Genomic DNA, 25,174 nt, shown 5'->3' with positions numbered 1-25,174 from the left:
GGCATGGCAGCTACCACCCACACAGTGACCAACCAGGCTCCGCCCCTGGTGGGGTACGACGTCTACTCCAGCGACCGGGCTCTGACGGAGGCCGTGGAGCGGCATGTCGCGCCGGAACTCCTCGACGAGGCACAAGAGGAGCTCGCCGGGCTCGGCACCACCGCGGGCTCCGCCCAGGCCCAGGAGTGGGGCACGCAGGCCAATGAGAATCCGCCGCAGCTCAAGACCCACGACCGCTACGGCAACCGGATCGACGAGGTGGACTTCCATCCGGCCTGGCACCGGCTCCTCGGCAAGGCCGTCACCTCCGGGCTGACCAACGCCTGGGGCCGGCCGGCCGGCCATGTGCGGCGTGCGGCCGGGTTTCTCGTCTGGACGCAGGCGGAGGCCGGGCACGGCTGTCCGGTCTCGATGACGCACGCCTCGGTGCCCGCGCTGCGTACGGACCCGGCGCTGGCGGCCGAGTGGGAGCCGCGCCTGACCTCGCAGGTGTACGAGGAGGGGCTGCTGCCCGCCTCGGTGAAGGCGGGGTCCCTGTTCGGGATGGGGATGACGGAGAAGCAGGGCGGCAGCGACGTCAGGGCGAACACGACGCGGGCCGAGCCGCTCGCCGGGGACGGGGAGTATCTGCTCACCGGTCACAAGTGGTTCTGTTCCGCTCCGATGAGTGACGGCTTTCTGGTACTCGCCCAGGCGGCCGGAGGATTGACCTGTTTCCTGGTGCCGCGGGTGCTGGAGGACGAGACCAGGAACGTGTTCCGGATCCAGCGGCTCAAGGACAAGCTGGGCAACAAGTCGAACGCGTCGAGCGAGGTCGAGTTCGACGGGACGTGGGCACGCCGGGTCGGCGACGAGGGGCGTGGGGTGCGCACCATCATCGAGATGGTGGCGGCGACCCGGCTGGACTGCGTCATCGGGTCGGCCGCGCTGATGCGCCAGTCGGTGGCACAGGCGATCCACCACAGTGCGTACCGCAGCGCGTTCGGCGGGCTGCTGATCGACAAGCCGCTGATGCGCAACGTACTGGCCGATCTGGCGCTGGAGTCGGAGGCGGCGACGACGCTGGGGCTGCGGCTCGCCGCCGCGTACGACACCGACACTGAGGAGGAGCGGGCCTTTCTGCGTCTCGCGGTGCCCGCCGCCAAGTACTGGGTGACCAAACGGTGTACGCCGACGGTGGCGGAGGCCCTGGAGTGTCTGGGCGGCAATGGCTACGTCGAGGAGTCGGGGATGCCGCGACTGCTGCGCGAGTCGCCGCTCAACTCGATCTGGGAGGGCTCGGGCAATGTCCAGGCGCTGGATGTTCTGCGCGCGCTCCAGAGGGAGCCGCAGGCGCTGAACGCCTTCCTCCAGGAGGTCGGCAAGGCCCGCGGCGCCGATCACCGGCTGGACGGGGCGATCAAGGACCTGCTGGCCGAGCTGGCCGATCTGAACGGTATCGAGGCGCGGGCGCGCCGGCTGGTGGAGCGTATGGCGCTGGTGCTGCAGGGCTCGCTGCTGGTGCGCTGGGCGCCGCCGGAGGTCGCGGACGCGTTCTGTGCGTCACGGCTGGGGCGTGACTGGGGCACGGCCTTCGGGACGCTGCCGCACACGCTCGATCTGGCGTCGGTCGTGGAGCGGGCGCGGGCCGTGGTCTGACGCACCCTGTCCCGGGCCCCTGGATGAATGTCGGGGTGGTGCTGCGCCGACACGGCACCACCCCGCGCTCCGTCATGCACCCCGCGGTGCGGGCAGTGCGGTGCATGACTCACCGGCGAACCGGCGCACCGTCACTTTCGTTCATACGCACGCGCGTTCGCGAGGGTTGCAAAGGGTTGCAGCCTTGTCTGCCGTATCACCACGCACGGCAGTCGGAGAGGGGCAGGATTGAGCCAGCCCCCCGCTTTGGACGCTGGCGTCGCCAGGAGGACCCCAGTGCAGAACACAACGCTCGACATGGCCAGGCTCGCCGCCATGGACACGGCGGAGGCCACCCGACTGCTGAAGGGGGTACGGGATGCGACGCTCAGCGGCCGCCGTTCGCGGGTCGGCCCGCGCGCGGACATCGAGGAGTCGTGGCAGCGGATGCTGCGCGGCGGTATGGATCCGGACCGGGACCGCAGGGCAGGGCTGCTGCCGCTGGAGGAGATAGAGCGCCGCAGACAGGCCTCGCCGCTGCGGGAGCTGCTGCCCGTGCTGCGGGACGGCCTGGTCTCGATTGCTGATTCGGCGCAGCACATCATGGTCGTGGCGGACCCCGAGGGACGGCTGCTGTGGCGCGAGGGCAAGTCGAGCGTGCTGCGCAAGGGCGACTCGCACGGCTTCGTACTCGGCGCCGACTGGAACGAGGGCCAGGTCGGCACCAACGGCGTGGGCACTCCTCTGGTGTCCCGGCGGCCGGTGCAGGTGCACTCCGCCGAGCACTTCGTCTCCAGCCACCACACCTGGACCTGCGCCGGGGCTCCGGTCACGGATCCTCGCGACGGCCGGCTGATCGGAGTGGTCGATGTCAGCGGGCCGCTGTCCGCGATGCACCCGGCGACGCTCACGCTTGTCACGTCGGTCACCCGCCTCGCGGAGGCGGAGCTGCGCAACCGGCACTTCGCGGCGCTCGACAGGCTGCGCAGCGTGGCGTCGCCGCTGCTCGGCCGGCTGACCGGCCGGGCGCTGGCGGTGGATGTGAACGGCTGGCCGGCCGCGGTGATCGGCATGCAGCCGCCCGGGCGCCTCGCGCTGCCGAAGTCCCTCGGCTCCGGCCGGCTCTGGCTGCCGGCGCTCGGCATGTGCACGGCCGAGCCGCTGCCCGGCGGCTGGCTGCTGCGGGTGACGGAGCACTCCGCGGCCGCGACCCGCGTCGTGCTCGATCTGAGCGGGCCGCGGCCCCCGTCGCTCAGGGTGTCGGGCGAGGCGGGCAGCTGGGTGAAGGAGCTCAGCCCGCGCCATGCCGAGCTGCTGTACGTGCTGGCGGTGCACCGGGACGGGCGCAGCGCCGCGCAACTGGCGCAGGACGTCTTCGGTGACCCGACGCGAACGGTGACGGTACGGGCCGAGATGTCGCGCCTGCGGCGCCATCTGGCGCAGGTACTCGCGCACCGCCCGTACCGCTTCACCGAGGAGGTGGAGGTGGAACTGGTCCGCCCGGAGCGCCGTGCCGACCTGCTCCCCGACTCCATGGCCCCGGCGGTACGGACCGCCCGCGGGGACGCCGAATGACGACGCTGCCGACGCTGCCGACGCGGACTGAAGCGGACTGACGCCGATGGTGCGGGCACGTCGCATGACGCCGACGGCGCCGGGCCCGCACCGGGTGCCGATGATCGCGCCCCGGCCGGGCCCGTGCCCGGACGCCGGGCCCGCGCTTGCGCCCGACGCCGGGAAACCGAGGCTCGGCATTGGCCGGATCATGACGTCATGGTTCCCTGGGGCTCATGAGCATCACTGTCACGACCTGGTCCCTGGAACAGACCTCGCCCGCGGATCAGCGGCCTTCCGCCGAGCCCGGTGGAGATCTGCGCATCGTCCGCGCCGAGCTGCCCTCCCCCGAGTTCAGCCGGTTTCTGTATACGGCCGTCGGTGGCGACATCCAGTGGAACGACCGGCTCGGCATGACCTACGCACAGTGGGAGCAGGAGCTCGCCAGGCCGGGCACCGAGACCTGGGTGGCCTACGAGAAGGGCACCCCGGCCGGCTATGTGGAGCTTCAGGCGCAGGACGGGGGCTCCGTCGAGATCGTCTACTTCGGGCTGATCCCCTCCTTCCGGGGCCGCCGGATCGGCGGTCATCTCCTGTCGTACGGGGTCGCCAGGGCCTGGGACCTCGAGGAGCGCTGGCCGGGGCTGCCGCCGACGAAGCGGGTCTGGCTGCACACCTGCTCCAAGGACGGCCCGCACGCGATGGACAACTACCTGCGGCGCGGTTTCACTCTCTTCGACACCAAGGTGGAAGAGGAGCCGGAGGCTGCCACGCCCGGACCGTGGCCCGGCGCCCACCGCTGAAGCGGACCTGAGTGACGGACAGCACACTGTCTCGCGATGCGGGACAGTGTTGTCCACATTATGGATAGCAGTGGACTGTCGTCGGATCGCCGTGACACGCTTCCGTCATGTCTGGAACTGGAATTGCCTTGGTGAGTCGGCGGCACGTCGACCTCGGCCGCATGTCCAGCGCCATCTGTCCGGCCTGCTGACAGCCCAGCACAGCCGAGGACTCCGCACCCAGCAATCCCCCTGCGCACCGCCGCGCCTCAGCGCGAGTGTGCAGTTCAGAGCCGCCCTCCTGCAGTCTCGAAGGACGTACACCCATGGCCGCCACCGAAAAGCCCGCCTCCGCCACGCCCCGCCGCAAGGCCGGACGCCACCGCGGCGAGGGGCAGTGGGCTGTTGGCCATATGACGCCGCTGAACGCCAACGAGCAGACCAAGAAGGACGACGACGGTCTCAATGTGCGGACACGCATTGAGACGATCTACGCGCACCGTGGCTTCGACTCCATCGACGGCGCCGACCTGCGCGGCCGGATGCGCTGGTGGGGGCTCTACACCCAGCGCAAGCCCGGTATCGACGGCGGCAAGACGGCGATACTGGAGCCGGAGGAGCTGGACGACAAGTACTTCATGCTGCGCGTCCGCATCGACGGTGGCCGGCTGACCACCGAGCAGCTGCGGGTCATCGGCGAGATCTCGCAGGAGTTCGCGCGCGGCACCGCCGACCTCACGGACCGGCAGAACGTCCAGTACCACTGGATCCGGATCGAGGACGTACCCGAGATCTGGCGCCGTCTGGAAGAGGTCGGCCTCTCCACCACCGAGGCCTGCGGTGACACGCCCCGCGTGATCCTCGGCTCCCCCGTCGCGGGTGTCGCCGAGAACGAGATCATCGACGGCACCCCCGCCATCGACGAGATCCACCGCCGCTTCATCGGCAACCCCGAGTTCTCCAACCTGCCGCGCAAGTTCAAGACCGCGATCTCCGGCTCCCCGCAGCTCGATGTCGCGCACGAGATCAACGACATCGCCTTCGTCGGCGTGAACCACCCCGAGCACGGGCCCGGCTTCGACCTCTGGGTCGGCGGCGGTCTCTCCACCAACCCCAAGCTCGGGGTCCGGCTCGGCGCCTGGGTGCCGCTCGACGAGGTGCCGGACGTGTTCGGCGGCGTCATCGGGATCTTCCGCGACTACGGCTACCGCCGGCTGCGCACCCGCGCCCGGCTGAAGTTCCTGGTCGCCGACTGGGGCGCGGAGAAGTTCCGCCAGGTCCTCGAGGACGAATACCTCCAGCGCAAGCTGGTCGACGGTCCCGCGCCGGAGCAGCCGGCCGGGACATGGCGCGACCACCTCGGCGTGCACAAGCAGAAGGACGGGCGCTTCTTTGTCGGCTTCGCCCCGCGCGTCGGCCGGGTGGACGGCACGACCCTGACGAAGATCGCCGAAGTCGCCGCGGCACACGGCTCTGGTCGGCTGCGTACCACCACCGAGCAGAAGATGATCGTGCTCGATGTCGAGGAGGCGCAGGTCGAGTCCCTCGTCGCCGGCCTCGAGGCGCTGGACCTGCGGGTCAACGCCTCTCCGTTCCGGCGCGGCACCATGGCCTGCACCGGTATCGAGTACTGCAAGCTGGCGATCGTCGAGACCAAGGCGCGCGGCGCCTCGCTCATCGACGAACTCGAGCGCCGCATCCCCGAGTTCGACGAGCCGATCACCATCAACATCAACGGCTGCCCCAACGCCTGCGCCCGCATCCAGGTCGCGGACATCGGTCTCAAGGGCCAGCTGGTCCTGGACGACGAGGGCAACCAGGTCGAAGGCTTCCAGGTCCACCTGGGCGGCGCGCTCGGTCTGGAAGCCGGCTTCGGCCGCAAGGTCCGTGGTCTGAAGGTCACTTCCGCCGAGCTGCCCGACTACGTCGAGCGGGTGCTCAAGCGCTTCCAGGCGGAGCGCGAGGACGGCGAGCGCTTCGCCACCTGGGCCGCCCGCGCGTCCGAGGAGGCGCTGTCGTGAGCGAGCGAGCAGCACCGTTCTACTGCCCGTACTGCGGCGACGAGGACCTGCGTCCCAACGAGCAGGGCCACGGCGCGTGGGAATGCGCAGCCTGCAATCGAGCCTTCCAGTTGAAGTTCCTCGGGCTGCTGGCCCGCGGACTTCAGCGCAACGACGGTGGAGGGCAGGAGATATGACGACGACTCAGGCAACAGATCTGCGGGAGCTCGCCGAGCAGGCAGGGCGGGACCTCGAGGACGCCTCCGCACTGGAGATCCTGAAGTGGGCGGCCGACACGTTCGGTCCGCGCTTCTGCGTCACCTCCTCGATGGAGGACGCGGTGGTCGCCCATCTCGCCTCCCGTGTGCTCCCCGGCGTGGACGTCGTCTTCCTCGACACCGGCTACCACTTCCCGGAGACCATCGGGACCCGCGACGCGGTCGAGGCCGTGATGGACGTCAACGTCATCACGCTCACGCCCCGCCAGTCGGTGGCCGAGCAGGACGCCGAGCACGGCCCGAGGCTGCACGACCGCAACCCCGACCTGTGCTGCGCCCTGCGCAAGGTCAAGCCCCTCGAAGAGGGACTGACCGCGTACGAGGCGTGGGCGACGGGTCTGCGCCGTGACGAGTCCCCGACCCGGGCGAACACCCCGGTGGTCGGCTGGGACGAGAAGCGGCAGAAGGTCAAGATCTCGCCGATCGCCCGGTGGACGCAGGACGACGTGGACGCCTATGTCGCCGAGCACGGTGTCCTCACCAACCCGCTGCTGATGGACGGTTACGCCTCCGTGGGCTGCGCACCCTGCACCCGCCGGGTGCTGGAGGGCGAGGACGCCCGGGCCGGCCGCTGGGCCGGGCGCGGCAAGACCGAATGCGGGCTGCACGGATGACGATTCTGGGAGACAAGCACGTGACTGGGGCCACCATCTGGCTCACCGGTCTGCCGAGCGCGGGCAAGACCACCATCGCCTACGAGCTGGCGCAGCGGCTGCGCGCCGACGGCCACCGCACCGAGGTGCTCGACGGCGACGAGATCCGCGAGTTCCTCTCCGCGGGCCTCGGCTTCAGCCGCGAGGACCGGCACACCAATGTGCAGCGGATCGGCTTCGTCGCCGAGCTGCTGGCGTCCAACGGCGTCAAGGCGCTGGTCCCGGTGATCGCCCCGTACGAGGACAGCCGTGAGGCTGTGCGCAAGCGCCATGCCGCAGAGGGCACCCCGTATGTCGAGGTGCATGTCGCGACCCCGGTGGAGGTCTGCTCCGTACGCGATGTGAAGGGTCTGTACGCCAAGCAGGCCGCGGGCGAGATCAGCGGTCTCACCGGTGTCGACGACCCGTACGAGGAGCCGCAGAACCCGGATCTGCGGATCGAGTCGCACCAGCAGAGCGTTCAGGAGTCCGCGTCGGCGCTGCATGCGCTGCTCACCGAGAGGGGTCTCCTGTGAGCGACGGCCGTGACATCGGCCGCTACCGCGGCGGGAAGGCCGCCGGGCCGCAGACTCAGACGAAAGCCGCGCCTCTGCGCCGCGCGGGCGGAGAAGCGAACGAAAGGTGCGCCGGATGACGACCAGCGTCAACGTTGTGAGCGAAGGCACCGACAGCCCGTACGCCCTGTCGCACCTGGACGCTCTGGAGTCCGAGGCGGTGCACATCTTCCGCGAGGTGGCGGGCGAGTTCGAGCGGCCGGTGATCCTCTTCTCCGGCGGCAAGGACTCCATCGTCATGCTGCACCTCGCGCTGAAGGCCTTCGCGCCCGCCGCGATCCCCTTCACACTGCTGCATGTCGACACCGGCCACAACTTCCCCGAGGTGCTGGAGTACCGCGACCGTGTGGTGGCCGCACATGGGCTCCGGCTCCATGTCGCCTCCGTACAGGACTACATCGACAGCGGAAAACTGCGCGAGCGCCCCGACGGCACCCGCAACCCGCTGCAGACCGTGCCGCTGACCGAAGCCATCCAGCACCACCGCTTCGACGCGGTGTTCGGCGGCGGCCGCCGCGACGAGGAGAAGGCACGCGCCAAGGAGCGGGTCTTCTCACTGCGCGACGAGTTCTCGCAGTGGGACCCCCGCCGCCAGCGCCCCGAACTCTGGCAGCTCTACAACGGCCGGCACGCGCCGGGCGAGCATGTCCGCGTCTTCCCGCTGTCCAACTGGACCGAGCTGGACGTCTGGCAGTACATCGCCCGCGAGAACATCGAGCTGCCGGAGATCTACTTCGCGCACGAGCGTGAGGTCTTCAAGCGGTCCAACATGTGGCTGACCGCCGGTGAGTGGGGCGGACCGCGCGGGAACGAGGTCGTCGAGAAGCGGCTCGTCCGCTACCGCACCGTCGGCGACATGTCCTGCACGGGCGCCGTCGACTCCGACGCGACCACGCTGGACGCCGTCATCGCCGAGATCGCCGCGTCGCGTCTCACCGAGCGAGGCGCGACCCGCGCCGACGACAAGATGTCCGAGGCCGCGATGGAAGACCGCAAGCGCGAGGGGTACTTCTAGTCATGACGAGCACCACCGAACCCACCGAGCCGCTGTCGGTCGAGCAATTGTCGGCAACCACCCTGCTGCGCTTCGCCACCGCGGGCTCCGTCGACGACGGCAAGTCCACCCTCGTCGGGCGTCTGCTGCACGACTCCAAGTCGGTCCTGACGGACCAGCTGGAGGCCGTCGAGCGTGTCTCCCAGAGCCGCGGGCAGGACACCCCCGACCTCGCCCTCCTCACCGACGGCCTGCGCGCCGAGCGTGAGCAGGGCATCACCATCGATGTCGCCTACCGTTACTTCGCCACCGCACGCAGGCGGTTCATCCTCGCCGACACCCCCGGCCATGTGCAGTACACCCGCAACATGGTCACCGGTGCCTCGACCGCCGACCTGGCCGTCGTCCTCGTGGACGCCCGCAACGGCGTCATCGAGCAGACCCGCCGCCACGCCGCCGTCGCCGCGCTGCTGCGCGTCCCGCACGTCGTCCTCGCCGTGAACAAGATGGACCTCGTCGACTACAAGGAGTCCGTCTTCGCCGCGATCGCCGAGGAGTTCACGGCGTACGCGTCCGAACTCGGCGTCCCTGAGATCACCGCCATCCCGATCTCGGCGCTCGCCGGTGACAACGTGGTGGACGCCTCCGCGAACATGGACTGGTACGGCGGCCCCACGGTCCTGGAGCACCTGGAGACCGTGCCGGTCAGCCACGACCTGGCCCACTGCCATGCGCGCCTTCCCGTGCAGTACGTGATCCGCCCGCAGACCGCCGAGCACCCCGACTACCGGGGATACGCAGGTCAGATCGCGGCCGGTACGTTCCGGGTCGGCGCGAGCGTGACCGTGCTGCCGTCCGGCCGCACGACGAAGCTCGCCGGGATCGACCTGCTGGGCAAGCGGGTCGACGTCGCCTGGACCCCGCAGTCGGTGACTCTCCTGCTGGAGGACGACATCGACATCTCGCGCGGCGACCTGATCGTGCCGAGCAAGGACGCGCCCGCGACCACCCAGGACGTCGAGGCGACCGTCTGCCACGTCGCCGACCAGCCGCTCACCGTCGGCCACCGGGTGCTGCTCAAGCACGGCACCCGCACGGTCAAGGCGATCGTCAAGGACATCCCGTCCCGGCTGACCCTCGACGACCTGTCCCTGCACCCGCACCCCGGGCAGCTGGTCGCCAACGACATCGGCCGCGTCAAGATCCGTACCGCCGAGCCGCTGCCGCTCGACTCGTACGCCGACTCCCGCCGCACCGGCTCGTTCATCCTGATCGACCCGGCCGACGGCACCACGCTCACCGCGGGCATGGTCGGCGAGTCCTTCGCCAGCCCCGAGCCGGTCAAGGACGAGGCCGACGACGAGGGCTGGGACTTCTGATGACAACGGACTTCTACTCGACGTTCGCGAAGGAGGGCGGCCGCGTCGGCAGCGGCGCGCTCGGCGCGGGCACGGGCGGGGTGGCGCGATGTGCGCGATGACGTACGCGCACTGCCTGCGCGCCCTCACCCCCCGCACCCTGCGCAAACGAAGACCGCCGACACCCGGGCGTCCGACGTGACGTAAGAACCGGGCCTCCGAGAGGAAATGCCTCCCGTGCCTGCCACCCGTACCACCCTGCGCCGCAGTCTCGCCGCTGCCGCCGCCCTTCCGCTGCTCGCCGTGGCGCTCACCGCCTGCGGCTACGGTTCCGAGGCCAAGAAGGACGACAAGGCGGCCCCGGCCGCCAACGCGGACGCCAAGAAGCTCTCGGCCTCCGAAGTGAAGATCGGCTACTTCGCCAACGTCACGCACGCCACCGCCCTGGTCGGTCTGGGCAAGGACGGCCTGATCCAGAAGGAGCTCGGCGGCACGACCGTCAAGTCCTCCGTCTTCAACGCCGGCCCCGCCGAGATCGAGGCGCTCAACTCCGGTGCCATCGACATCGGCTGGATCGGCCCCTCGCCCTCGATCAACGGCTACAGCAAGTCCAAGGGCAAGAGCCTGCGCATCATCGGCGGCTCCGCCTCCGGCGGTGTCTCGCTCGTCGTGAACCCGAAGAAGATCAAGTCCCTGGACGATCTCAAGGGCAAGAAGATCGCGACGCCGCAGCTCGGCAACACCCAGGATGTCGCGCTTCTCAACTACCTGGCCGAGAAGGGCTACAAGGTCGACGCGACGTCCGGCAAGGGCGACGTCTCCATCGCTCGTACGGACAACAAGGTGACCCCGGTCGCGTTCAAGTCGGGCGACATCGACGGCGCCTGGGTCCCCGAGCCCACCGCCTCCAAGCTGGTCGCCGAGGGCGGCAAGGTCCTGCTCGACGAGAGGACCCTCTGGCCGGACAAGAAGTTCGTCATCACGAACGTGATCGTCTCCCAGAAGTTCCTCAAGGAGCACCCGGACGTCGTCGAGGCCGTGCTGAGCGGATCGGTCAAGACCAACGCCTGGATCAAGGCCAATCCCGAGGACGCCAAGAAGGCGGTCAACGCCGCGCTGGAGAAGGAGACGGGCAAGGCGCTGCCGCCCGAGGTCATCGACCCCGCGTTCAAGAACGTCGACATCCTCAACGACCCGCTGGCCTCCACCCTGCGCGCCGAGGCCGAGCACGCGGTCAAGGCGGGGCTGCTGAAGGACCCGACCCTGGACGGCATCTACGACCTGCGCCTGCTCAACAAGGTGCTGAAGGCCGCCGGACAGCCCGAGGTCGACGACGCCGGTCTCGGCGCCAAGTAAGCAACCGCACGCTCTCAGGAGGTGACGCTCATGTCCAGCACGCTCACCAAGGCCGCCGACGACGAGATCGCGGTGTCGTACGCCGCGCGTATCACCCATGTCTCCAAGTCCTTCGGCCGTCCGGGCGCCCAGCAGCTCGTACTGGACGACATCAGCATCGATGTCGCACCCGGCGAGTTCGTCACCCTCCTGGGGGCCTCCGGTTGCGGAAAGTCGACCCTGCTCAACCTGGTCGCGGGGCTCGACCGGCCGTCCGCCGGGGAGATCGACGTCGCCGGCGGACGGCCGGCCCTGATGTTCCAGGAGCACGCGCTGTTCCCCTGGCTCACCGCCGGGAAGAACATCGAACTCGCGCTGAAGATGCGCGGTCTGCCGAAGGCCGAGCGGCAGACCGAGGCCGAACGGCTGCTGGAGCTCGTACGCCTCAAGGGCGCGTACGGCAAGCGGGTGCACGAGCTTTCCGGCGGCATGCGCCAGCGTGTGGCCATGGCCCGCGCTATTGCGCAGGCCAGCCAGCTGCTGCTGATGGACGAGCCGTTCGCCGCACTCGACGCCATCACCCGTGACGTCCTGCACGACGAACTGACCCGCATCTGGCGGGAGACGAACCTGTCCGTCCTCTTCGTCACCCACAACGTGCGTGAGGCAGTCCGGCTCGCGGAACGGGTCGTACTGCTCTCGTCCCGCCCGGGCCGCATCGCCCGCGAGTGGGAGGTCGGCATCCCGCACCCCCGCCGGATCGAGGATTCCGCAGTCGCCGATCTCTCCGTCGAGATCACTGAACAGCTCCGGGGGGAGATCCGCCGTCATGGCCAGCACTGACATCAAGCAGCATCCGACCAACACCGAACCCGACCAGCTCGCCGGTCTGGAGGCGGGGCTCGACGCCCTGGACACGCAGAGCACCCAGCGTGTGCCGCTGGGCAAGACACTGCTGTCCAAGGCCGTACCGCCGGTCGTGGCCATCGCGATCGTGCTCGCGGCCTGGCAGCTCGCCTACCACTTCGAGGTGAAGGAGCACTATCTGCTCCCCAGCCCGGCCGACGTGGGCCGCACGCTCCAGGAAAAGTGGCTCGACGGCACACTCCTCGGCTATGTGTGGACGAGCCTGTCGCGCGGCGCGCTCGGTTTCCTCATCTCCGTCGCGGTCGGCACGCCGCTGGGGCTGATCGTGGCCAGGGTGAAGGTCGTACGGGCCGCGATCGGGCCGATCCTGTCCGGCCTGCAGTCCTTGCCGTCCGTCGCCTGGGTGCCTGCCGCGATCATCTGGTTCGGCCTGACCGACGCCACGATCTACGCCGTCGTGCTGCTCGGCGCCGTGCCGTCGATCGCCAACGGTCTGGTTTCCGGTGTCGACCAGATCCCGCCGCTGTACCTCCGGGCGGGACGTGTGATCGGTGCGACCGGAATGCAGGGCGTACGCCATGTGCTGCTCCCCGCCGCTCTCCCCGGGTACATCGCAGGCCTCAAGCAGGGCTGGGCGTTCTCCTGGCGCTCGCTGATGGCCGCCGAACTCATCGTCAACGCCGCCGATCTGGGCGTGGGGCTCGGGCAGCTGCTGGAACAGGGCCGCGAACTCCAGGACATGTCCTGGGTCCTCAGCGCGATCCTGCTGATCCTCATCGTCGGCATCGGAATCGAGCTGCTCCTCTTCGCCCCGCTGGAGCGACGCGTCCTGCGCAGTCGCGGTCTCCTCGTCAAGAACTGAGCCACCTCATGCACAGCCCCGTCCTCCTCGTCATCGCCCACGGCAGCCGCGACCCGCGGCACGCAGCGACCGTGCACGCCCTGGTGGAGCGTGCCCGGTCGCTGCGGCCGGGGCTGCGCGTGGAGACGGGCTTCCTGGAGTTCAACGCCCCCGCCGTGCCACGCGTGCTGGAACGGCTGGCTTGCGAAGGGGTACGAGAGGTGGTCGCTCTGCCTCTCCTCCTGACCCGCGCCTTCCATGCCAAGGCCGACATACCCGCCGTGCTGCGGGCCGCTCCCCCGGTTCTGCGTATCCACCAGGCCGAGGTGCTCGGGCCGTCCCCGCGTCTCCTGTCGGCTCTGGAGCGGCGGCTGTACGAGGCGGGGCTCGGCCCCTCCCAGAAGCGCTCGACGGGGCTGGTCCTGGCCTCGGCGGGCTCCACAGACCCGGAGGCGATCGCAGTGATCGCTGAAATCGCGCGGGAGCTGCGGCACACCGGTTGGTGCGCCGTGCGGCCTGCGTTCGCCTCCGCATCTCTTCCCCGCACCGAGGACGCGGTGCGGCAGCTCCGGGCCGAGGGCTGCGAGCGCGTGGCTGTGGCTCCGTATGTCATAGCGCCGGGCCGCCTCCCGGACCGCATCGCCCAGGGCGCCCGGGACGCGGATGTAGTGGCCGATGTTCTCGGTCCCGCCCCGGAGCTGGCGCGGCTACTGCTGGAGCGCTACGACGAGGCGCGGGTCGCCCGCCGTCTCGCGGCGACTGCCTGACGCAGATCAGCGGCCCGGGGCTCGGCCACCGACCGCTTGCCGCCGAAGACCCTACGCCGGGCGCGCCCCGCGCGATCCCGCGCCGAAACCGGTCTCATGGGCCCACAGGTGGGCGCAGTTGGAGCACTGCAGATGCAGCAGGCTGCCCACGTTGGACAGCAGATAGCGCCAGTGGTCGCCGCAGGTGCGCCCCGCCAGGCAGACGGCGCAGTCCCGGTGGTCGGCGCACCCCGGGCACGGCACCCAGGCCCGGCGCCCGGCATCGGCCGTCGGATCAAGCGGCAGCATGCCCCTCGCCCTCCCGTCCGGGCAGGACGCCGGCCGCCACGAGCCGGTCATAGGTCTGCTGCTGCCGGGCATCCAGGTTCGAGTAGAGCAGGCGGTACGCCTCCTGCTCCCCCTCCAGCACGGCCACCGGGTCCCAGTCGTCCCCGAGGGCCCCGAGCACCGCGGCGCGCCGCCTGACCTCGTCGCGGGTCAGGTCGATCTCGAAGTCGTGGTGATCCGGATTCCGGTCGTGGATCATGCGCTGCTTCTCTCGCCGGGTCGGTGGCCGAACCCGTCGTGTCTATCAAGGGCATTCGAACCGAGGAAGCGTCAGTTCAAAGGGGCCGTCACCGCATGAAACGGACTGTCGACCCACTGAAGCCATCGCCCTCCCATATAGGGCGAAAGCCACCAGATGGCCTGCGTCGTGTGAGGGACTCCACACGTCTCAGGCCCGCGGGTCACGCCCGCTCGTCGCCAGCGCCCGTTCGAAGGCGGTCGCGCCGTCCACCGTCTCCACCGGGTCCGCGAAGCCGTCGTACTGGCGATAGAGCTCGGCATGTTCCTGGACGACAGCGAGGACGAACTCGCCCGTCCCGTCCGGAACCTTGAAGTCCTGGCCCGTGGAGCGGGCCAGATCCCAGCCGTGCAGGGCGAGTTCCTTGACGATGAGCGAGGCGATCTCGGAGGCCGGCATCGTCGTGAAGCCGAGGTCAACCTCGCCCTCCCAGACCGCCGGCTCCTGCCACGCGGCAAGGGCGCGGTCGAGCTGGGTCGCGTACCGCTGTGCCCAGTCGGAGTCCGCGGTGAAGTCGCGCCGCGTGAGCTCTTCGGGGAGCTGTTTGCGCAGGGCGCGGTGCTCCAGGCCGTGCGAGGAGTACAGGACGAGGTGGTTGACGAGATCCCGGACCTTCCAGTCCGCGCAGACGGAGGGTTCGGACAGCGCCTCGGCGCGGACGCCGCGGGCGACACGGGCCGCTTCGGCGGCGCAGACGGTCAGGTGCGAGTGGGTGCTGTTCATGCCGGGGAAGCTATGTCCGGACGTCCCGGCCGGTCTTGAAGGAACGCGACACCAGGAACGCGACACCATCCGCGCCGCTGAGGAGCACATGCGTACGAGACCTGGGTACGGTCCAGCCATGATCGTGGACAGTTTCCGGCTCGGCGGACAGCTGGCCGTGCGCCGGCTCGGTTACGGCACCGCCCAGCTGACCGGGCCGGGGTACTGGGGCCCGCGCGGCGAGCGCGCGGAGGCCGTGGCCGTGCTGCGGCGGGCGGTCGAGGCTCACCGAGGGGGACGTCAGAGCCCTCGGGTGACGCCTGCCTCGCCCGTGAACCGGGTGCCCTGGTGGAAATAGAGCAGCCAGCCGTCCATCGTCAGCCGCCACAGGGAGCTGCGGTGGGCCCGGTGCGTGCCCGAGTCGGTGTCGAAGGTCAGATGCACCACATCGGGCGCGAGCTGGGCGCCCTTCATGGCTGATGTGGTGACCGGCCGCGGCGAGGGTGAGTCCAGCCCGGTGAGGGCCGCGATGATCGCGTCGCGGTCCCAGATCCGACCCGAGGTGCCGAACTCCCGGTAGTCCGGGTGGAGCAGGCCTGCCAGCCGTTTCGGCGACAGGTGCACCGCCGGGTCGAGGAGGCTCAATTCCGCCTCCATGGCGGCGCTGACGGCTTCCGTGGGGTCAGTCACGTGTCAGCTCCACCAGTTTCACCACGGTGTTCCAGTTGCGGCTGGTCGCGACGATGCCCTTGAACAGGCTCGGCTTTCCGAGCGCCTCCGCAAGTTTGGAGCGGCCGAGGCCGTTCGGCGCGTACAGATACAGCGCCCGGTCGCCGAGCCGAAACTCCTCCGGCACAAAGGCCGCCGCGTCGATCGACGCGAGCCGCTCGGGACCGACCTGCTCCGAGAAGTACATGACATGCAGCTGTCTGCCCTCCAGCGACGCGGCCGGGAAGGGGCAGTCGTCGGCCACCGCGCTCAGATACTCGTGGCTGCGCACCAGAGTGTCGACGGCGAAGCCGAAGCGCCTCTCGATGGCCCGCTCCAGAGCCGTGCCGAGCGCCTTCTCGTCGCCGGACTCGCTGGAGAAGACGGCGTTGCCGCTCTGCAGATACGTGGCCACGTCACCGTGGCCCAGTTCCTTCAGCAGTTCGCGGAGTTCGGCCATCGGGACCTTCTTGTGGCCGCCCACATTGATCCCGCGCAGGAGTGCCGCATACCTGGTGGTCATCGGCACACCTTAAGGCGGCCGCCGTGCCCCGTGGGGGAGGGCACGGCGACCGCCGGCTCAGCGACTCGCTCCCTGGGTTACTCGACGACCTTCAGCAGCTTGTTGGGCGTGCCCGCGCTGGGGTTGCTGATCTTGTCGGGCGTGGCGCCGTCGGTCAGCGCCTTGGCCACCTGCTCCGGCGTCGCGTCCTGGTGGGCGCCGAGGTAGACCGCGGCGGCGCCGACGACGTGCGGCGTCGCCATGGAGGTGCCGGAGATGGTCTTGGTGCCCTCGTCGCTGTCGTTCCAGGCCGAGGTGATCTCCGAGCCCGGGGCGTAGATGTCCACGATCGCACCGAAGTTGGAGAAGTCCGACTGCTTGTCGTCCTCGGTGGAGGAAGCCACGGTGATGGCCTCCTTGACGCGCGCCGGGGAACCCTGGCCCGCGTCCGTGGACTCGTTGCCCGCCGCGACGGCGAAGGTGACGCCGGACGCGATCGCCTTGCGGACGGCCTCGTCGAGCGCCTCGTCGGCGCCGCCGCCGAGGCTCATATTGGCGACGGAGGGGCCCTTGTGGTTCTTGGTGACCCAGTCGATGCCCGCGACGACCTGCTCCGTGGTGCCGGAGCCGTTGTCGTCGAGGACGCGGACGGCGACGATCTTCGCCTTCTTGGCGACACCGTACGTGGACCCGGCGATGGTGCCCGCGACATGGGTGCCGTGGCCGTTGCCGTCGTCGGCGGAGTCGTCGTTGTCGACGGCGTCGAAGCCGTGGGCGGCGCGGCCGGCGAAGTCCTTGTGGGAGATGCGGACTCCGGTGTCGATGACGTACGCCGTCACGCCGTCGCCGGCACTGTCCGGGTAGGTGTACTTCTTGTCGCCTGCGGTGTCAGCCTGGTCGAGCCGGTCCAGGCCCCACGACGGCGGGTTGTCCTGGGTCGCGTTGATCGAGAACTTCTTGTTCTGGACGACCTTGGCGACGGCCGGGTCGGCCGCGAGGCGCTTGGCCTCGGTCTCCGAAAGACCGCTGGCGGAGAAGCCGTTGATGGCGGAGCTGTAGTTGCGCTGCAGCTTGCCGCCGTACTCCTTGGCCAGGTCCTGCTTGTCGGCCTTCTGGTCCAGCATCACGATGTAGCTGCCGGCGACGGCGCCTTCGGCGTTCAGGCCGTAGACAGTGCCCTCGGCGGGAGTCGCGGCTCCCGCGAAGGACGTGCCGAGTACGGTCACTCCGGCTGCGGCAGCCACGGCAGTGATCGCCGCGGTGAGCTTGATCCTGCTCGCGCGCTTGTGAGTTGCCATGAAGAGGGGACTCCTCGTCATTCAGTTTTTGTGGGGGGATTGGCCCGCGGACGAAAAAATTCCGGGGGCCGACTCGAAACCCTGACCGATTGACGCGCGCAGATCAAGACCTTCATGCAGCTGTAACTTACTCAACAAGGTTTCGTAATAAGAAATCGGCCAGGGCCCCACAAGTCCGACTCATCCCCCAACCGCCCTTTAGATGTAAGGGGCTTCGATCCTTCTTTTCGGGGATGCGACCGGTCCCAAAGGAGTAGAGACCCACCCGAGAGGTCACCGGCGAGCAGGAGGAGACGGCCTGAATGTGCCCATAGTTTCTTACTGGAGACGACGGTGCCTGACCGACGTCACGCTTGAGGGAGCAAGGCTGTCATGGGGAAAGCAGGAGGGGGTCCGCGCGGAATAGCCGCGCGGGCAGGCGGATGGAGCGCGCAGCACCGCTGGGCCGCCGTGGGGATCTGGGTGCTGTTCGTCCTTCTTGCCATGGCGGCCGGTTCGGCTGTGGGCACCGTCGAGCTCAAGGACAGCGAACAGCTGAAGGGTGAGACCACCCAAGCCGCGAAGATCACGGCGGAGGCGGGCGTCGAGGAGCCGGCCGGCGAGACGGTGCTCGTCCAGTCGCGCAACGGCTCGGTGAAAGCCACCGACCCGGGATTCCGCAAGGCCGTCGACGAGGTGGTCAAGGCGGTCGGCGACACGGGCGTGGTCACCGCGGTGACGTCTCCGTACGACACCAAGAGCATCTCGAAGGACGGGCGCAGCGCGCTCGTCCAGTTCGATGTGCGCGGGGACCCCGAGACGGCGGGTGACCGGATCGAGCCGGTACTCAAGGCCGTTGCCGGGGTCCAGGACGGGCACAAGGAGCTGCGGATCGAGGAGATCGGCGGCGCCAGCATGCGAAAGACCTTCGACGACGCGTTCGGCGACGACTTCCAGCAGGCGGAGCTCTCGGCGGTGCCGGTCGCGCTCGGCATTCTGCTGATCGCCTTCGGCGCACTGGTGGCCGCGCTGCTGCCGGTAGCTCTGGCGATCACCGCGATCATGGCGACGACGGGCCTGATGGGCGTCGTCAGCCACTTCCAGCCGATGAGCGACAGTGCGAGCTCCGTGATGCTGCTGGTGGGGCTGGCGGTCGGCGTCGACTACTGCCTGTTCTATCTGCGGCGCGAGCGCGAGGAGCGGGCCGCGGGACGCGACGCGCACACGGCGATGCAGATCGCCGCGGCGACCAGTGGCCGGGCCGTCATCGTCTCCGGTGTGACGGTGTGCGTGGCGATGGCCGGCATGCTCTTCACCGGCATCGGCACGTTCGAGTCGATGGGCCTGGCCTCGCTGATCGTGGTGGCCGTGGCGATGGTCGGCTCGGTGACGGTGCTGCCGGCGCTGCTTTCGCTGCTCGGCGAGCGGGTGGAGAAGGGGCGCATCCCCTTCCTGAACCGCATGAAGCGCGGCGCGAACGGCACGGACGGCGGCAGCCGGGTGTGGACCCGGGTCCTCGGCGGCGTACTGAAGCGTCCCGCGGTGTCGCTGGTGGTGGCCGCGGGAGCGCTGATCGCCATCGCACTGCCCGCGCTCGGCATGAAGACGCAGAACCTCACGCTGGACCAGGAGTTCGGCGACTCGGTGCCGATCGTGGCGACCTACGAACGGATCAACGAGGCGTTCCCGGGCGGTGCGGACCCGGCGGTGGTCATCGTCAAGGCGGACGACATCAACGCGACGCCCGTGAAGCAGGCGATCGACGGCTTCCGTAAGCAGGCGGTGAGTTCGGGCGCGTCCCGGGGACCCATCGAAGTGGTCCGGCACGACGCGCAGGGCATCGCATTTGTCTACGTACCGCTGGTGGGCGGCTCCGACCAGGACAAGGCGGAGAAGAGCCTGGACATCCTGCGCAAGGAGGTTCGTCCGGCGACACTCGGCACGATCGACGGCCTCCAAGCGCCGATCACCGGCCAGGTCGCGGGCTCGAAGGACTTCAACGACCAGCTCACCGGGGCCGTGACACCCGTCTTCGCCTTTGTGGTGGTGTTCGCGTTCATCCTGATGCTGCTGTCGTTCCGGTCCCTGACGATCGCGATCACCTCGATCGTGCTCAACCTGCTGTCGGTGGGCGCGGCGTACGGCATCCTCACCGCGGTCTTCCAGTACGGCTGGGGCGCGTCGCTGGTCGGCGCGGAGGGCGTGGGCGCCATCATCACGTGGCTGCCGCTGTTCCTCTTCGTGATCCTGTTCGGACTCTCGATGGACTACCACGTGTTCGTGGTGTCCCGGATCCGCGAGGCGAAGGTGCAGGGGCGCGGTACGCGGGAGGCGATCACCCATGGCGTGGTGACGACGGCGGGCGTGGTGACGAGCGCGGCGGTCATCATGGTCGCGGTGTTCGCGATCTTCGGCACGCTGTCGATGCAGTCGATGAAGCAGATGGGCGTGGGCCTGGCGGCGGCGGTCCTGATCGACGCGACGGTCATCCGCGGGGTGCTGCTGCCGGCGATCATGGCGCTGCTGGGCGACAAGAACTGGTACTTCCCGAAGTGGCTGCGGTGGCTGCCGGATCTGACACACGACGAGTCGGCGGCGGCTCCGGTCCCGGTGGCGGGGCCGCGCCACGACGACGACCGACCGGATCCGGTGCGGGTCTGACGCGGGAGTGAGGGGGCGGGGCCGTGTATCGGGGCTCCGCCCCCTCACCACCCCCGGTCCTCAATCGCCGGACGGGCTCATATTGAGCCCGTCCGGGGATCCCCCCGGACGAAGTCTGAGGGAGGGCGGGTGAGGGAAAGCACCCCGCCTCCCGTCAGCGCTGGTACCGCGCGAGTACGTGATTCCCGTCCTTCACCAGCCGTTTGCGCAGCTCGCTCTCGTCGATCGCGCCGCTGTAGTACTCCTGGAGCGCGGGCGTCGCCACCTTGTCCTTCCACTCCGGATAGCCCCGCACCGACTGCGCCGGCGCGGAGCGCAGATCCCGCGCGAGCGCCGCGCCGGTGGCCCAGCCGTCCTTCTCGGTGTGCAGCGCGGGGTCCGCCAGCGCCCGCGTACCGGTCGGCAGCATCCAGTCGCCTTTCGCGAGCCGCACCATGTTCTGCGGCTGCAGCATGAAGTCGATGAACCGCGCCGCCTCCTTCTTGTACGGACTGTCCTCCGCGATCGAGAGCGTCTGCGGACTCACCCCCTGGGCCAGGCCCCCGTCCCCGGCCGGGGCGGGCAGCACCGTCCACTCGAACCCCTTGGGTGCCTGCTGCACGATCTGCTGACGGTACGAGAAGCCGAGCGGCACCATCGCATACTTGCCGCCGAAGAAGCCGGGCAGGGTGTCGGAGCCGCCTGAGCCCAGAGTGGTGCGCGATGCGCTCTCGTCGCTGTTGACCTGTGCGTTGATGGTGCGGGGCACCACCTGGTCGGCCGCGTCGAAGCGGACTTGGACCTTGCCGTCCGCGCCGCGGTGGAAGACCTGGCCGCCGGTGGAGAGGGAGAGGTTGAGAGTGGCCGAGACCGGCTCCTTGAGCGGCCAGGCGATGCCGTACTTCCCCTCCCCCATCTTCCGCGTCAATGCCTTGGTGATCTGCCGGAACTCCTCCCAGCTCCACGGCTGCCGAGCGGTCGGCACGCGCACCCCGGAGGAGGCAAGGATCTTCTTGTTGGCGATGAGGACGCGCGGCTCCTGGAGGAAGGGGACGCCGTAGACCCCCTTGCCGAAGGTCGCCGTCTGCCAACTCTGCCGGGAGATGTCGGACCTGAGGCGCTGGGGCAGCAGCTCGCCGAGATCGGCGAGACAGCCGCCGTACGCGAAGTCGGCGAGGTCGTCGGAGGCGTCGTGGATGATGTCCGGCGCCTCACCGCCCTCGAAGGCGGTCAGCAGCTGGTCATGGACGCTGTCCCAGCTGCCCTGGACGTACTTCACCTGGATGTCGGGATGACGCGCGTTCCACTCCGCCACCAACTCCCTGTTGGCGTCGACGGACTCCTTCTGCCACGCCAGCGACTGGAAGCGGAGCGTGACTTTCCCGTCTCTCTCCTTGCCGTCGTCCGAACAGCCGGTCAGCAGCAGGGCGAGCGCGGTGGCCGCGGCCGTGAGCAGTCGTACGCGCATCAGCTCTTCACCGCCCCGGCCAGCATCCCGCCCGTGATCCGCCGCTGGATGACGGCGAAGATGACGAGCGAGGGCAGCGTCGCCAGGAACGCGGCCGCCGCGAGCGGCCCGAGGTCGGCGACGCCCTCCGCGCCGAGGAAGTGGGTGAGGACGACCGGCAGGGTCTGCTTCTCCGGGGTCTTGAGCAGGACGAGCGCGAAGAAGAACTCGTTCCATGCGGTGATGAAGGCGAACAGCGCGGTCGCGACGATGCCGGGCGCGAGCAGCGGCGCGGTGACCGAGACAAGGGTGCGGACCCGGCCCGCGCCGTCGACGGCCGCGGCCTCCTCCAACTCGCGGGGCACGGCCCGTACGTACCCGACCAGCATCCAGAGCGCGAACGGCAGCGCCCACACCACGTACACCATGATCAGCCCGGAGAGGGTGTTGATCAGCTGCAGATTCTTCAGGACCAGGAACAGCGGAATGATCACCAGGACGAACGGGAACGCCTGGCTGACCACGACCCAGCCGGTGGCGGCGGTGGAGAGCCTGGTGCGGTTGCGGGCCATGACATAGGCCATGGGGGTCGCGATCACCACGGCCACGACGGCCGCGGCCAGAGCCGCGACGAGGCTGTTGGCGGCGGCCTGGAGAAGGGGCTGTTCGTCGAAGGCCTGCCGGAAGTTGTCGAGGGTCGGGTCCTCGGGGATCCAGGCGGGGTGCAGCGAGCCCAGTTCACGCGGCGGCTTGAAGGCGGTGGACAGCAGCCAGAGGAAGGGGAAGGCGAGAAAGACGAGATAGCACAGGAGCGCGAGGTACTGGCCTGCGCGGGCGGACCTGCTGGTGCGGAGGGCCGTCACTTCTCCTCGCCTCCCTTGAGCCGCCCTACGAGATAGAGGGCGAGCATCACCGAAATGACCGCGACCATGACGCAGCCCATGGCGGCGGCGTACCCGAACTGGCCGTAGCGGAACGCCTCTTCGTACGCGAAGAGCATGGGCAGGCGGGTGCGGCCGCCGGGTCCACCGCCCGTGAGCACATAGACCAGGGCGAAGGAGTTGAAGTTCCAGATGAAGTTGAGCGCGGTGATGGCGAGGGCGACGGGTCTGAGGGCGGGCCAGGTGACAGTGCGGAAGCGGCGCCAGGCGCCGGCACCGTCGAGGGCGGCGGCTTCATGGAGTTCGTACGGGGTGTTCTGGAGCCCGGCGAGGAGGGCGACGGTGGTCTGCGGCATTCCGGCCCAGATGCCGACGAGGACGACAGCGGGCAGGGCGGTGGCAAGTCCGGAGAGCCAGTCGCGTCCGTCGCCGAGGCCGAGGTCACGGATGGTCTCGTTGAGGATGCCCGCGTCCGGGTTGTAGACGAGCCGCCACATGATGCCGACGACGACTTCCGGCATGGCCCAGGGGACGATCGACAGGGCGCGGGCAAGCCAGCGTAATCGGAGGTTCTGGTTGAGCAGCAGGGCGAGGCCGAGAGCCAGCGCGAACTGGGGGACGGTCACGCCGAGCCCCCAGAGCAGGCCGATCCTGAACGAGTCCCAGAAGAGGGTGTCGTGGGCCAGGTCCTGGAAGTTGAGCGTCCCGATCCACTCGGTGGGTTCGGTGCGGCCGGCCTGGGAGTCGGTGAAGGCGAGTGAGATGCCGTAGAGCAGGGGGCCGACGCTGAGGACGAGGATCGGGATCAGGGCGGGGAGTACAAGGAACCAGGTGCCGTGGTCCGCTGCCTTCCGGCCGGTGGCCTCGAGGACCGTGGCCTTGTGGACCGTAACCTTCCGGACCCCGGCTTTCCGGATCGTGGTGTGAGGCTCGCCAATGTCACGGATTCGACTCCTTCGGGCGGCTCATCCTGTTCCGGCCGCCCCGGCGGCCTCCGTCATCGTGCTGACGGTCCGTCGCTTCGTCAAGGCAACCTGCATGAATGCGAGACTCTGTCGCCATGGATGAGACAGGGGCCCGCGACGTACTGGCGGCTGCGGGACTGCCTGCCGGCGCGACGCTGCTGGCGCTCGGCGAGAACGCGGTGTTCGGGGCGGGCGAGGTGGTCGTCAAGGTCGGCCGGGACGCGGAACTGCTGGCGCGATCGGAGCGCGAGCTGGCGGTCGGGGCGTGGCTGGCGCAGGCGGGCGTGCCGGCGGTCCGGCCTGCGGAGCCGAACGCACGCCTGGTCGAGGGGCATCCGGTGACGGTGTGGCACCGGCTGCCGGACGCGGTGCGGGCGGCGGAGCCGGCGGACCTGGCGCGGCTGCTGCGTCTGGTTCATGCGCTGCCGTCCCCCGCCTTCCCGCTTCCGCGGCGTGAGTTGCTGGGGGGTGTGGAGCGGTGGCTGCGGCTGGCGGGGGAAGCGATCGATCCGGCGGACGCGGCGTATCTGCTCGCCCGCCGCGACGGTTTCGCGGCGGCGGCCTCCGCGCTGAAGCCGCACCTCTCGCCGGGCCCGATCCATGGCGACGCGCTCCCCCGCAACGTTCACGTGGGCCCGGACGGTCCTGTCCTGGTCGACCTCGAGACGTTCTCGTCGGACTTCCGGGAACACGACCTGGTGGTCATGGCACTGACGCGCGACCGGTACGGCCTTGCGCCGGACGCGTACGAGTCGTTCACGGAGGCGTACGGGTGGGACGTGCGCGAGTGGGAGGGCTGCATGGTTCTGCGGGGCGCGCGCGAAACGGCGAGCTGCGCGTGGGTGGCGCAGCACGCCCCGACGAACCCGGCGGCGCGGGAGGAGTTCGCTCGGCGGGTCGCGTCACTGCGGGAGGGGGCGGAGAGGGTGCGCTGGCACGCGTTCTGACGGTGCGAGGGACCATAACCGGGGCGCCCCAAACCCCGCGCCTCAATCGTCGGCGAGGCTTGAATTGCCCGGGCATATCAAGCCCGTCCCGCGATTGAGGACACGCGCGAAGCGCGTACCGGGGGTCCAGGGGGCTGCGCCCCCCTGCCTCAGCCCGCCGACGGCACCCGCTCCCGCACCGGCCACGACGCGTCCACCACCGCGTCCGCGCTGCCCTTGCGGCGCAGAAAGCGCTGGAAGTCCGTCGCCCACTCCGCGTACCACGAGATCTGGCGCTCATGCAGCTCCGCCGGTGTCAACGTGGCCACCGCCTCGTGCCGTTCCGCTATCGCACACGCCACCCGGACCGCCGCCAGCGCGTCGGAGCTTGCGTCGTGGGCCGACTCCAGTACCACGCCGTATTCCGTGCAGACCGCCTCCAGCGTCCGCTTGCCCTTGCGGTAGCGGTCGACTGCGCGGTCGATCGTGTAGGGGTCGATCACCGGGCCGATCTCGCGGCCGCCCAGACGGGCGCTCAGCGACGGCAGGCCGTGTCGCTGCAACTCGGCCGTCAGCAGGGTCAGATCGAAGGCCGCGTTGTACGCCACGACCGGCACGCCCTGCGCCCAGTACTCCGTCAGCGTCTGAGCGATCTCCTCCGCCACGTCCGGCGCCGGACGGCCCTCCGCCGTCGCGCGTTCGCTGCTGATGCCGTGGATCGCCGACGCCTGCGCCGGGATACGGATACCCGGGTCCGCCAGCCATCCGAGCCGCCGCACCGGCTCCCCCGACCGCACCCCGACGATCGCGGCCGTCACGATCCGCGCCTCCAGCGGCTCCGTACCCGTCGTCTCCAGATCGAAGCCGACCAGCGGTTCCCCGTGCCAAGCCATCGTGGCCCCTCCCTTGTGGTGCTCCCCGTGGTGCGTCCCCCGTGGGTATTCACCCTCCCACGCGCCAC

26 protein-coding genes are annotated in these 25,174 nt (G+C 69.7%); 16 read left to right on the top strand and 10 right to left on the bottom strand.

Features of this window, described 5'->3' with window-relative positions:
- The first annotated feature begins 3 nt into the window (after positions 1–3).
- The 14 genes from ACQEVG_RS29915 to ACQEVG_RS29850 all read left to right on the top strand — a co-directional run bounded on the left by ACQEVG_RS29915 (position 4) and on the right by ACQEVG_RS29850 (position 13,600).
- Positions 4–1,638: an acyl-CoA dehydrogenase family protein gene (locus ACQEVG_RS29915; RefSeq protein WP_432989489.1), complete on the top strand. Its 1,635-nt coding sequence runs from the start codon at positions 4–6 to the stop codon at positions 1,636–1,638.
- Positions 1,639–1,914: 276 nt separating this feature from the next.
- A complete protein-coding gene (locus ACQEVG_RS29910; protein ID WP_432989487.1) occupies positions 1,915–3,192 on the top strand; it encodes a GAF domain-containing protein in 1,278 nt (425 codons plus the stop codon).
- 215 nt (positions 3,193–3,407) lie between these two features.
- Complete coding sequence (locus ACQEVG_RS29905; RefSeq protein ID WP_432989485.1) at positions 3,408–3,974, top strand: GNAT family N-acetyltransferase; 567 nt, start codon at positions 3,408–3,410, stop codon at positions 3,972–3,974.
- 107 nt (positions 3,975–4,081) lie between these two features.
- Positions 4,082–4,165 (top strand): putative leader peptide, encoded by an 84-nt coding sequence (locus tag ACQEVG_RS29900; RefSeq protein ID WP_313904670.1) that lies wholly within the window; start codon positions 4,082–4,084, stop codon positions 4,163–4,165.
- Positions 4,166–4,279: 114 nt separating this feature from the next.
- Positions 4,280–5,974, top strand: coding sequence for a nitrite/sulfite reductase (locus tag ACQEVG_RS29895; RefSeq protein ID WP_432989483.1), 1,695 nt, complete (start codon positions 4,280–4,282; stop codon positions 5,972–5,974).
- Positions 5,971–6,150, top strand: coding sequence for a hypothetical protein (locus ACQEVG_RS29890; protein WP_432989481.1), 180 nt, complete (start codon positions 5,971–5,973; stop codon positions 6,148–6,150). Before ACQEVG_RS29895 ends, ACQEVG_RS29890 begins: the two co-directional genes overlap by 4 nt.
- Positions 6,147–6,845, top strand: coding sequence for a phosphoadenylyl-sulfate reductase (locus ACQEVG_RS29885; RefSeq protein WP_432989479.1), 699 nt, complete (start codon positions 6,147–6,149; stop codon positions 6,843–6,845). Before ACQEVG_RS29890 ends, ACQEVG_RS29885 begins: the two co-directional genes overlap by 4 nt.
- Positions 6,827–7,399 (top strand): adenylyl-sulfate kinase, encoded by a 573-nt coding sequence (gene cysC, locus ACQEVG_RS29880; protein WP_432989477.1) that lies wholly within the window; start codon positions 6,827–6,829, stop codon positions 7,397–7,399. Before ACQEVG_RS29885 ends, cysC begins: the two co-directional genes overlap by 19 nt.
- Before the next feature lie 115 nt (positions 7,400–7,514).
- On the top strand, positions 7,515–8,453 hold the full coding sequence (cysD, locus tag ACQEVG_RS29875) for a sulfate adenylyltransferase subunit CysD (RefSeq protein ID WP_432989475.1): 939 nt from the start codon (positions 7,515–7,517) through the stop codon (positions 8,451–8,453).
- A 2-nt stretch (positions 8,454–8,455) separates the two neighbouring features.
- On the top strand, positions 8,456–9,811 hold the full coding sequence (locus tag ACQEVG_RS29870) for a sulfate adenylyltransferase subunit 1 (protein WP_432989473.1): 1,356 nt from the start codon (positions 8,456–8,458) through the stop codon (positions 9,809–9,811).
- Between the two features lie 216 nt (positions 9,812–10,027).
- Positions 10,028–11,146 carry an aliphatic sulfonate ABC transporter substrate-binding protein gene (locus ACQEVG_RS29865; protein WP_432989471.1) on the top strand — a complete coding sequence of 373 codons (1,119 nt, stop codon included), beginning with the start codon at positions 10,028–10,030 and terminating at the stop codon, positions 11,144–11,146.
- A 30-nt stretch (positions 11,147–11,176) separates the two neighbouring features.
- Positions 11,177–11,968: an ABC transporter ATP-binding protein gene (locus ACQEVG_RS29860; RefSeq protein ID WP_432989469.1), complete on the top strand. Its 792-nt coding sequence runs from the start codon at positions 11,177–11,179 to the stop codon at positions 11,966–11,968.
- Positions 11,955–12,854, top strand: coding sequence for an ABC transporter permease (locus ACQEVG_RS29855; RefSeq protein ID WP_432989467.1), 900 nt, complete (start codon positions 11,955–11,957; stop codon positions 12,852–12,854). The genes ACQEVG_RS29860 and ACQEVG_RS29855 overlap by 14 nt, the downstream gene beginning before the upstream one ends.
- Positions 12,855–12,862: 8 nt before the next feature.
- Positions 12,863–13,600, top strand: coding sequence for a sirohydrochlorin chelatase (locus ACQEVG_RS29850; protein ID WP_432989465.1), 738 nt, complete (start codon positions 12,863–12,865; stop codon positions 13,598–13,600).
- 51 nt (positions 13,601–13,651) lie between these two features.
- On the opposite strand, the gene ACQEVG_RS29845 is transcribed toward ACQEVG_RS29850, so the two are convergent.
- From ACQEVG_RS29845 to ACQEVG_RS29820, 6 genes are all read right to left on the bottom strand, one after another.
- Positions 13,652–13,888, bottom strand: coding sequence for a hypothetical protein (locus ACQEVG_RS29845; RefSeq protein ID WP_432989463.1), 237 nt, complete (start codon positions 13,886–13,888; stop codon positions 13,652–13,654).
- A complete protein-coding gene (locus ACQEVG_RS29840; RefSeq protein ID WP_432989461.1) occupies positions 13,875–14,126 on the bottom strand; it encodes a DUF6400 family protein in 252 nt (83 codons plus the stop codon). The genes ACQEVG_RS29845 and ACQEVG_RS29840 overlap by 14 nt, the downstream gene beginning before the upstream one ends.
- Before the next feature lie 189 nt (positions 14,127–14,315).
- Complete coding sequence (locus tag ACQEVG_RS29835) at positions 14,316–14,888, bottom strand: TIGR03086 family metal-binding protein (RefSeq protein ID WP_432989459.1); 573 nt, start codon at positions 14,886–14,888, stop codon at positions 14,316–14,318.
- Positions 14,889–15,167: 279 nt separating this feature from the next.
- Positions 15,168–15,557, bottom strand: coding sequence for a DUF4440 domain-containing protein (locus tag ACQEVG_RS29830; protein ID WP_432989457.1), 390 nt, complete (start codon positions 15,555–15,557; stop codon positions 15,168–15,170).
- A complete protein-coding gene (locus tag ACQEVG_RS29825) occupies positions 15,550–16,098 on the bottom strand; it encodes a DUF1697 domain-containing protein (RefSeq protein WP_432989455.1) in 549 nt (182 codons plus the stop codon). Before ACQEVG_RS29825 ends, ACQEVG_RS29830 begins: the two co-directional genes overlap by 8 nt.
- Positions 16,099–16,175: 77 nt before the next feature.
- Positions 16,176–17,375, bottom strand: a complete 1,200-nt coding sequence (locus ACQEVG_RS29820) for a S8 family peptidase (RefSeq protein WP_432989453.1) — start codon at positions 17,373–17,375, stop codon at positions 16,176–16,178.
- A 372-nt stretch (positions 17,376–17,747) separates the two neighbouring features.
- Between ACQEVG_RS29820 and ACQEVG_RS29815 the strand changes: the two genes are divergently transcribed.
- Positions 17,748–20,015, top strand: coding sequence for an MMPL family transporter (locus ACQEVG_RS29815; protein ID WP_432989451.1), 2,268 nt, complete (start codon positions 17,748–17,750; stop codon positions 20,013–20,015).
- Positions 20,016–20,169: 154 nt separating this feature from the next.
- Here ACQEVG_RS29815 and ACQEVG_RS29810 read toward each other — a convergent pair whose 3' ends face one another.
- Genes ACQEVG_RS29810 through ACQEVG_RS29800 form a run of 3 tightly spaced genes read right to left on the bottom strand, consistent with a single transcriptional unit; the run spans position 20,170 to position 23,131 of the window.
- On the bottom strand, positions 20,170–21,462 hold the full coding sequence (locus ACQEVG_RS29810) for an extracellular solute-binding protein (protein ID WP_432989449.1): 1,293 nt from the start codon (positions 21,460–21,462) through the stop codon (positions 20,170–20,172).
- Positions 21,462–22,304 (bottom strand): carbohydrate ABC transporter permease, encoded by an 843-nt coding sequence (locus tag ACQEVG_RS29805; protein WP_432989447.1) that lies wholly within the window; start codon positions 22,302–22,304, stop codon positions 21,462–21,464. Before ACQEVG_RS29805 ends, ACQEVG_RS29810 begins: the two co-directional genes overlap by 1 nt.
- Positions 22,301–23,131, bottom strand: coding sequence for a carbohydrate ABC transporter permease (locus ACQEVG_RS29800; RefSeq protein WP_432993012.1), 831 nt, complete (start codon positions 23,129–23,131; stop codon positions 22,301–22,303). The genes ACQEVG_RS29805 and ACQEVG_RS29800 overlap by 4 nt, the downstream gene beginning before the upstream one ends.
- Before the next feature lie 251 nt (positions 23,132–23,382).
- Here ACQEVG_RS29800 and ACQEVG_RS29795 point away from each other — a divergent pair, with 251 nt between their 5' ends.
- Positions 23,383–24,234 (top strand): phosphotransferase enzyme family protein, encoded by an 852-nt coding sequence (locus ACQEVG_RS29795; protein WP_432989445.1) that lies wholly within the window; start codon positions 23,383–23,385, stop codon positions 24,232–24,234.
- Positions 24,235–24,383: 149 nt separating this feature from the next.
- Here the strand turns inward: ACQEVG_RS29795 and ACQEVG_RS29790 are convergent, their stop codons facing one another.
- Positions 24,384–25,106 (bottom strand): 3'-5' exonuclease, encoded by a 723-nt coding sequence (locus ACQEVG_RS29790; protein ID WP_432989443.1) that lies wholly within the window; start codon positions 25,104–25,106, stop codon positions 24,384–24,386.
- Positions 25,107–25,174: the final 68 nt, after the last annotated feature.

It is taken from the genome of Streptomyces sp. CA-135486, assembly GCF_050936555.1.
GTDB lineage: Bacteria > Actinomycetota > Actinomycetes > Streptomycetales > Streptomycetaceae > Streptomyces.
The sequence above is the reverse complement of the archived record's forward strand: the minus strand, read 5'-3'. Positions and strand labels throughout refer to the sequence as shown.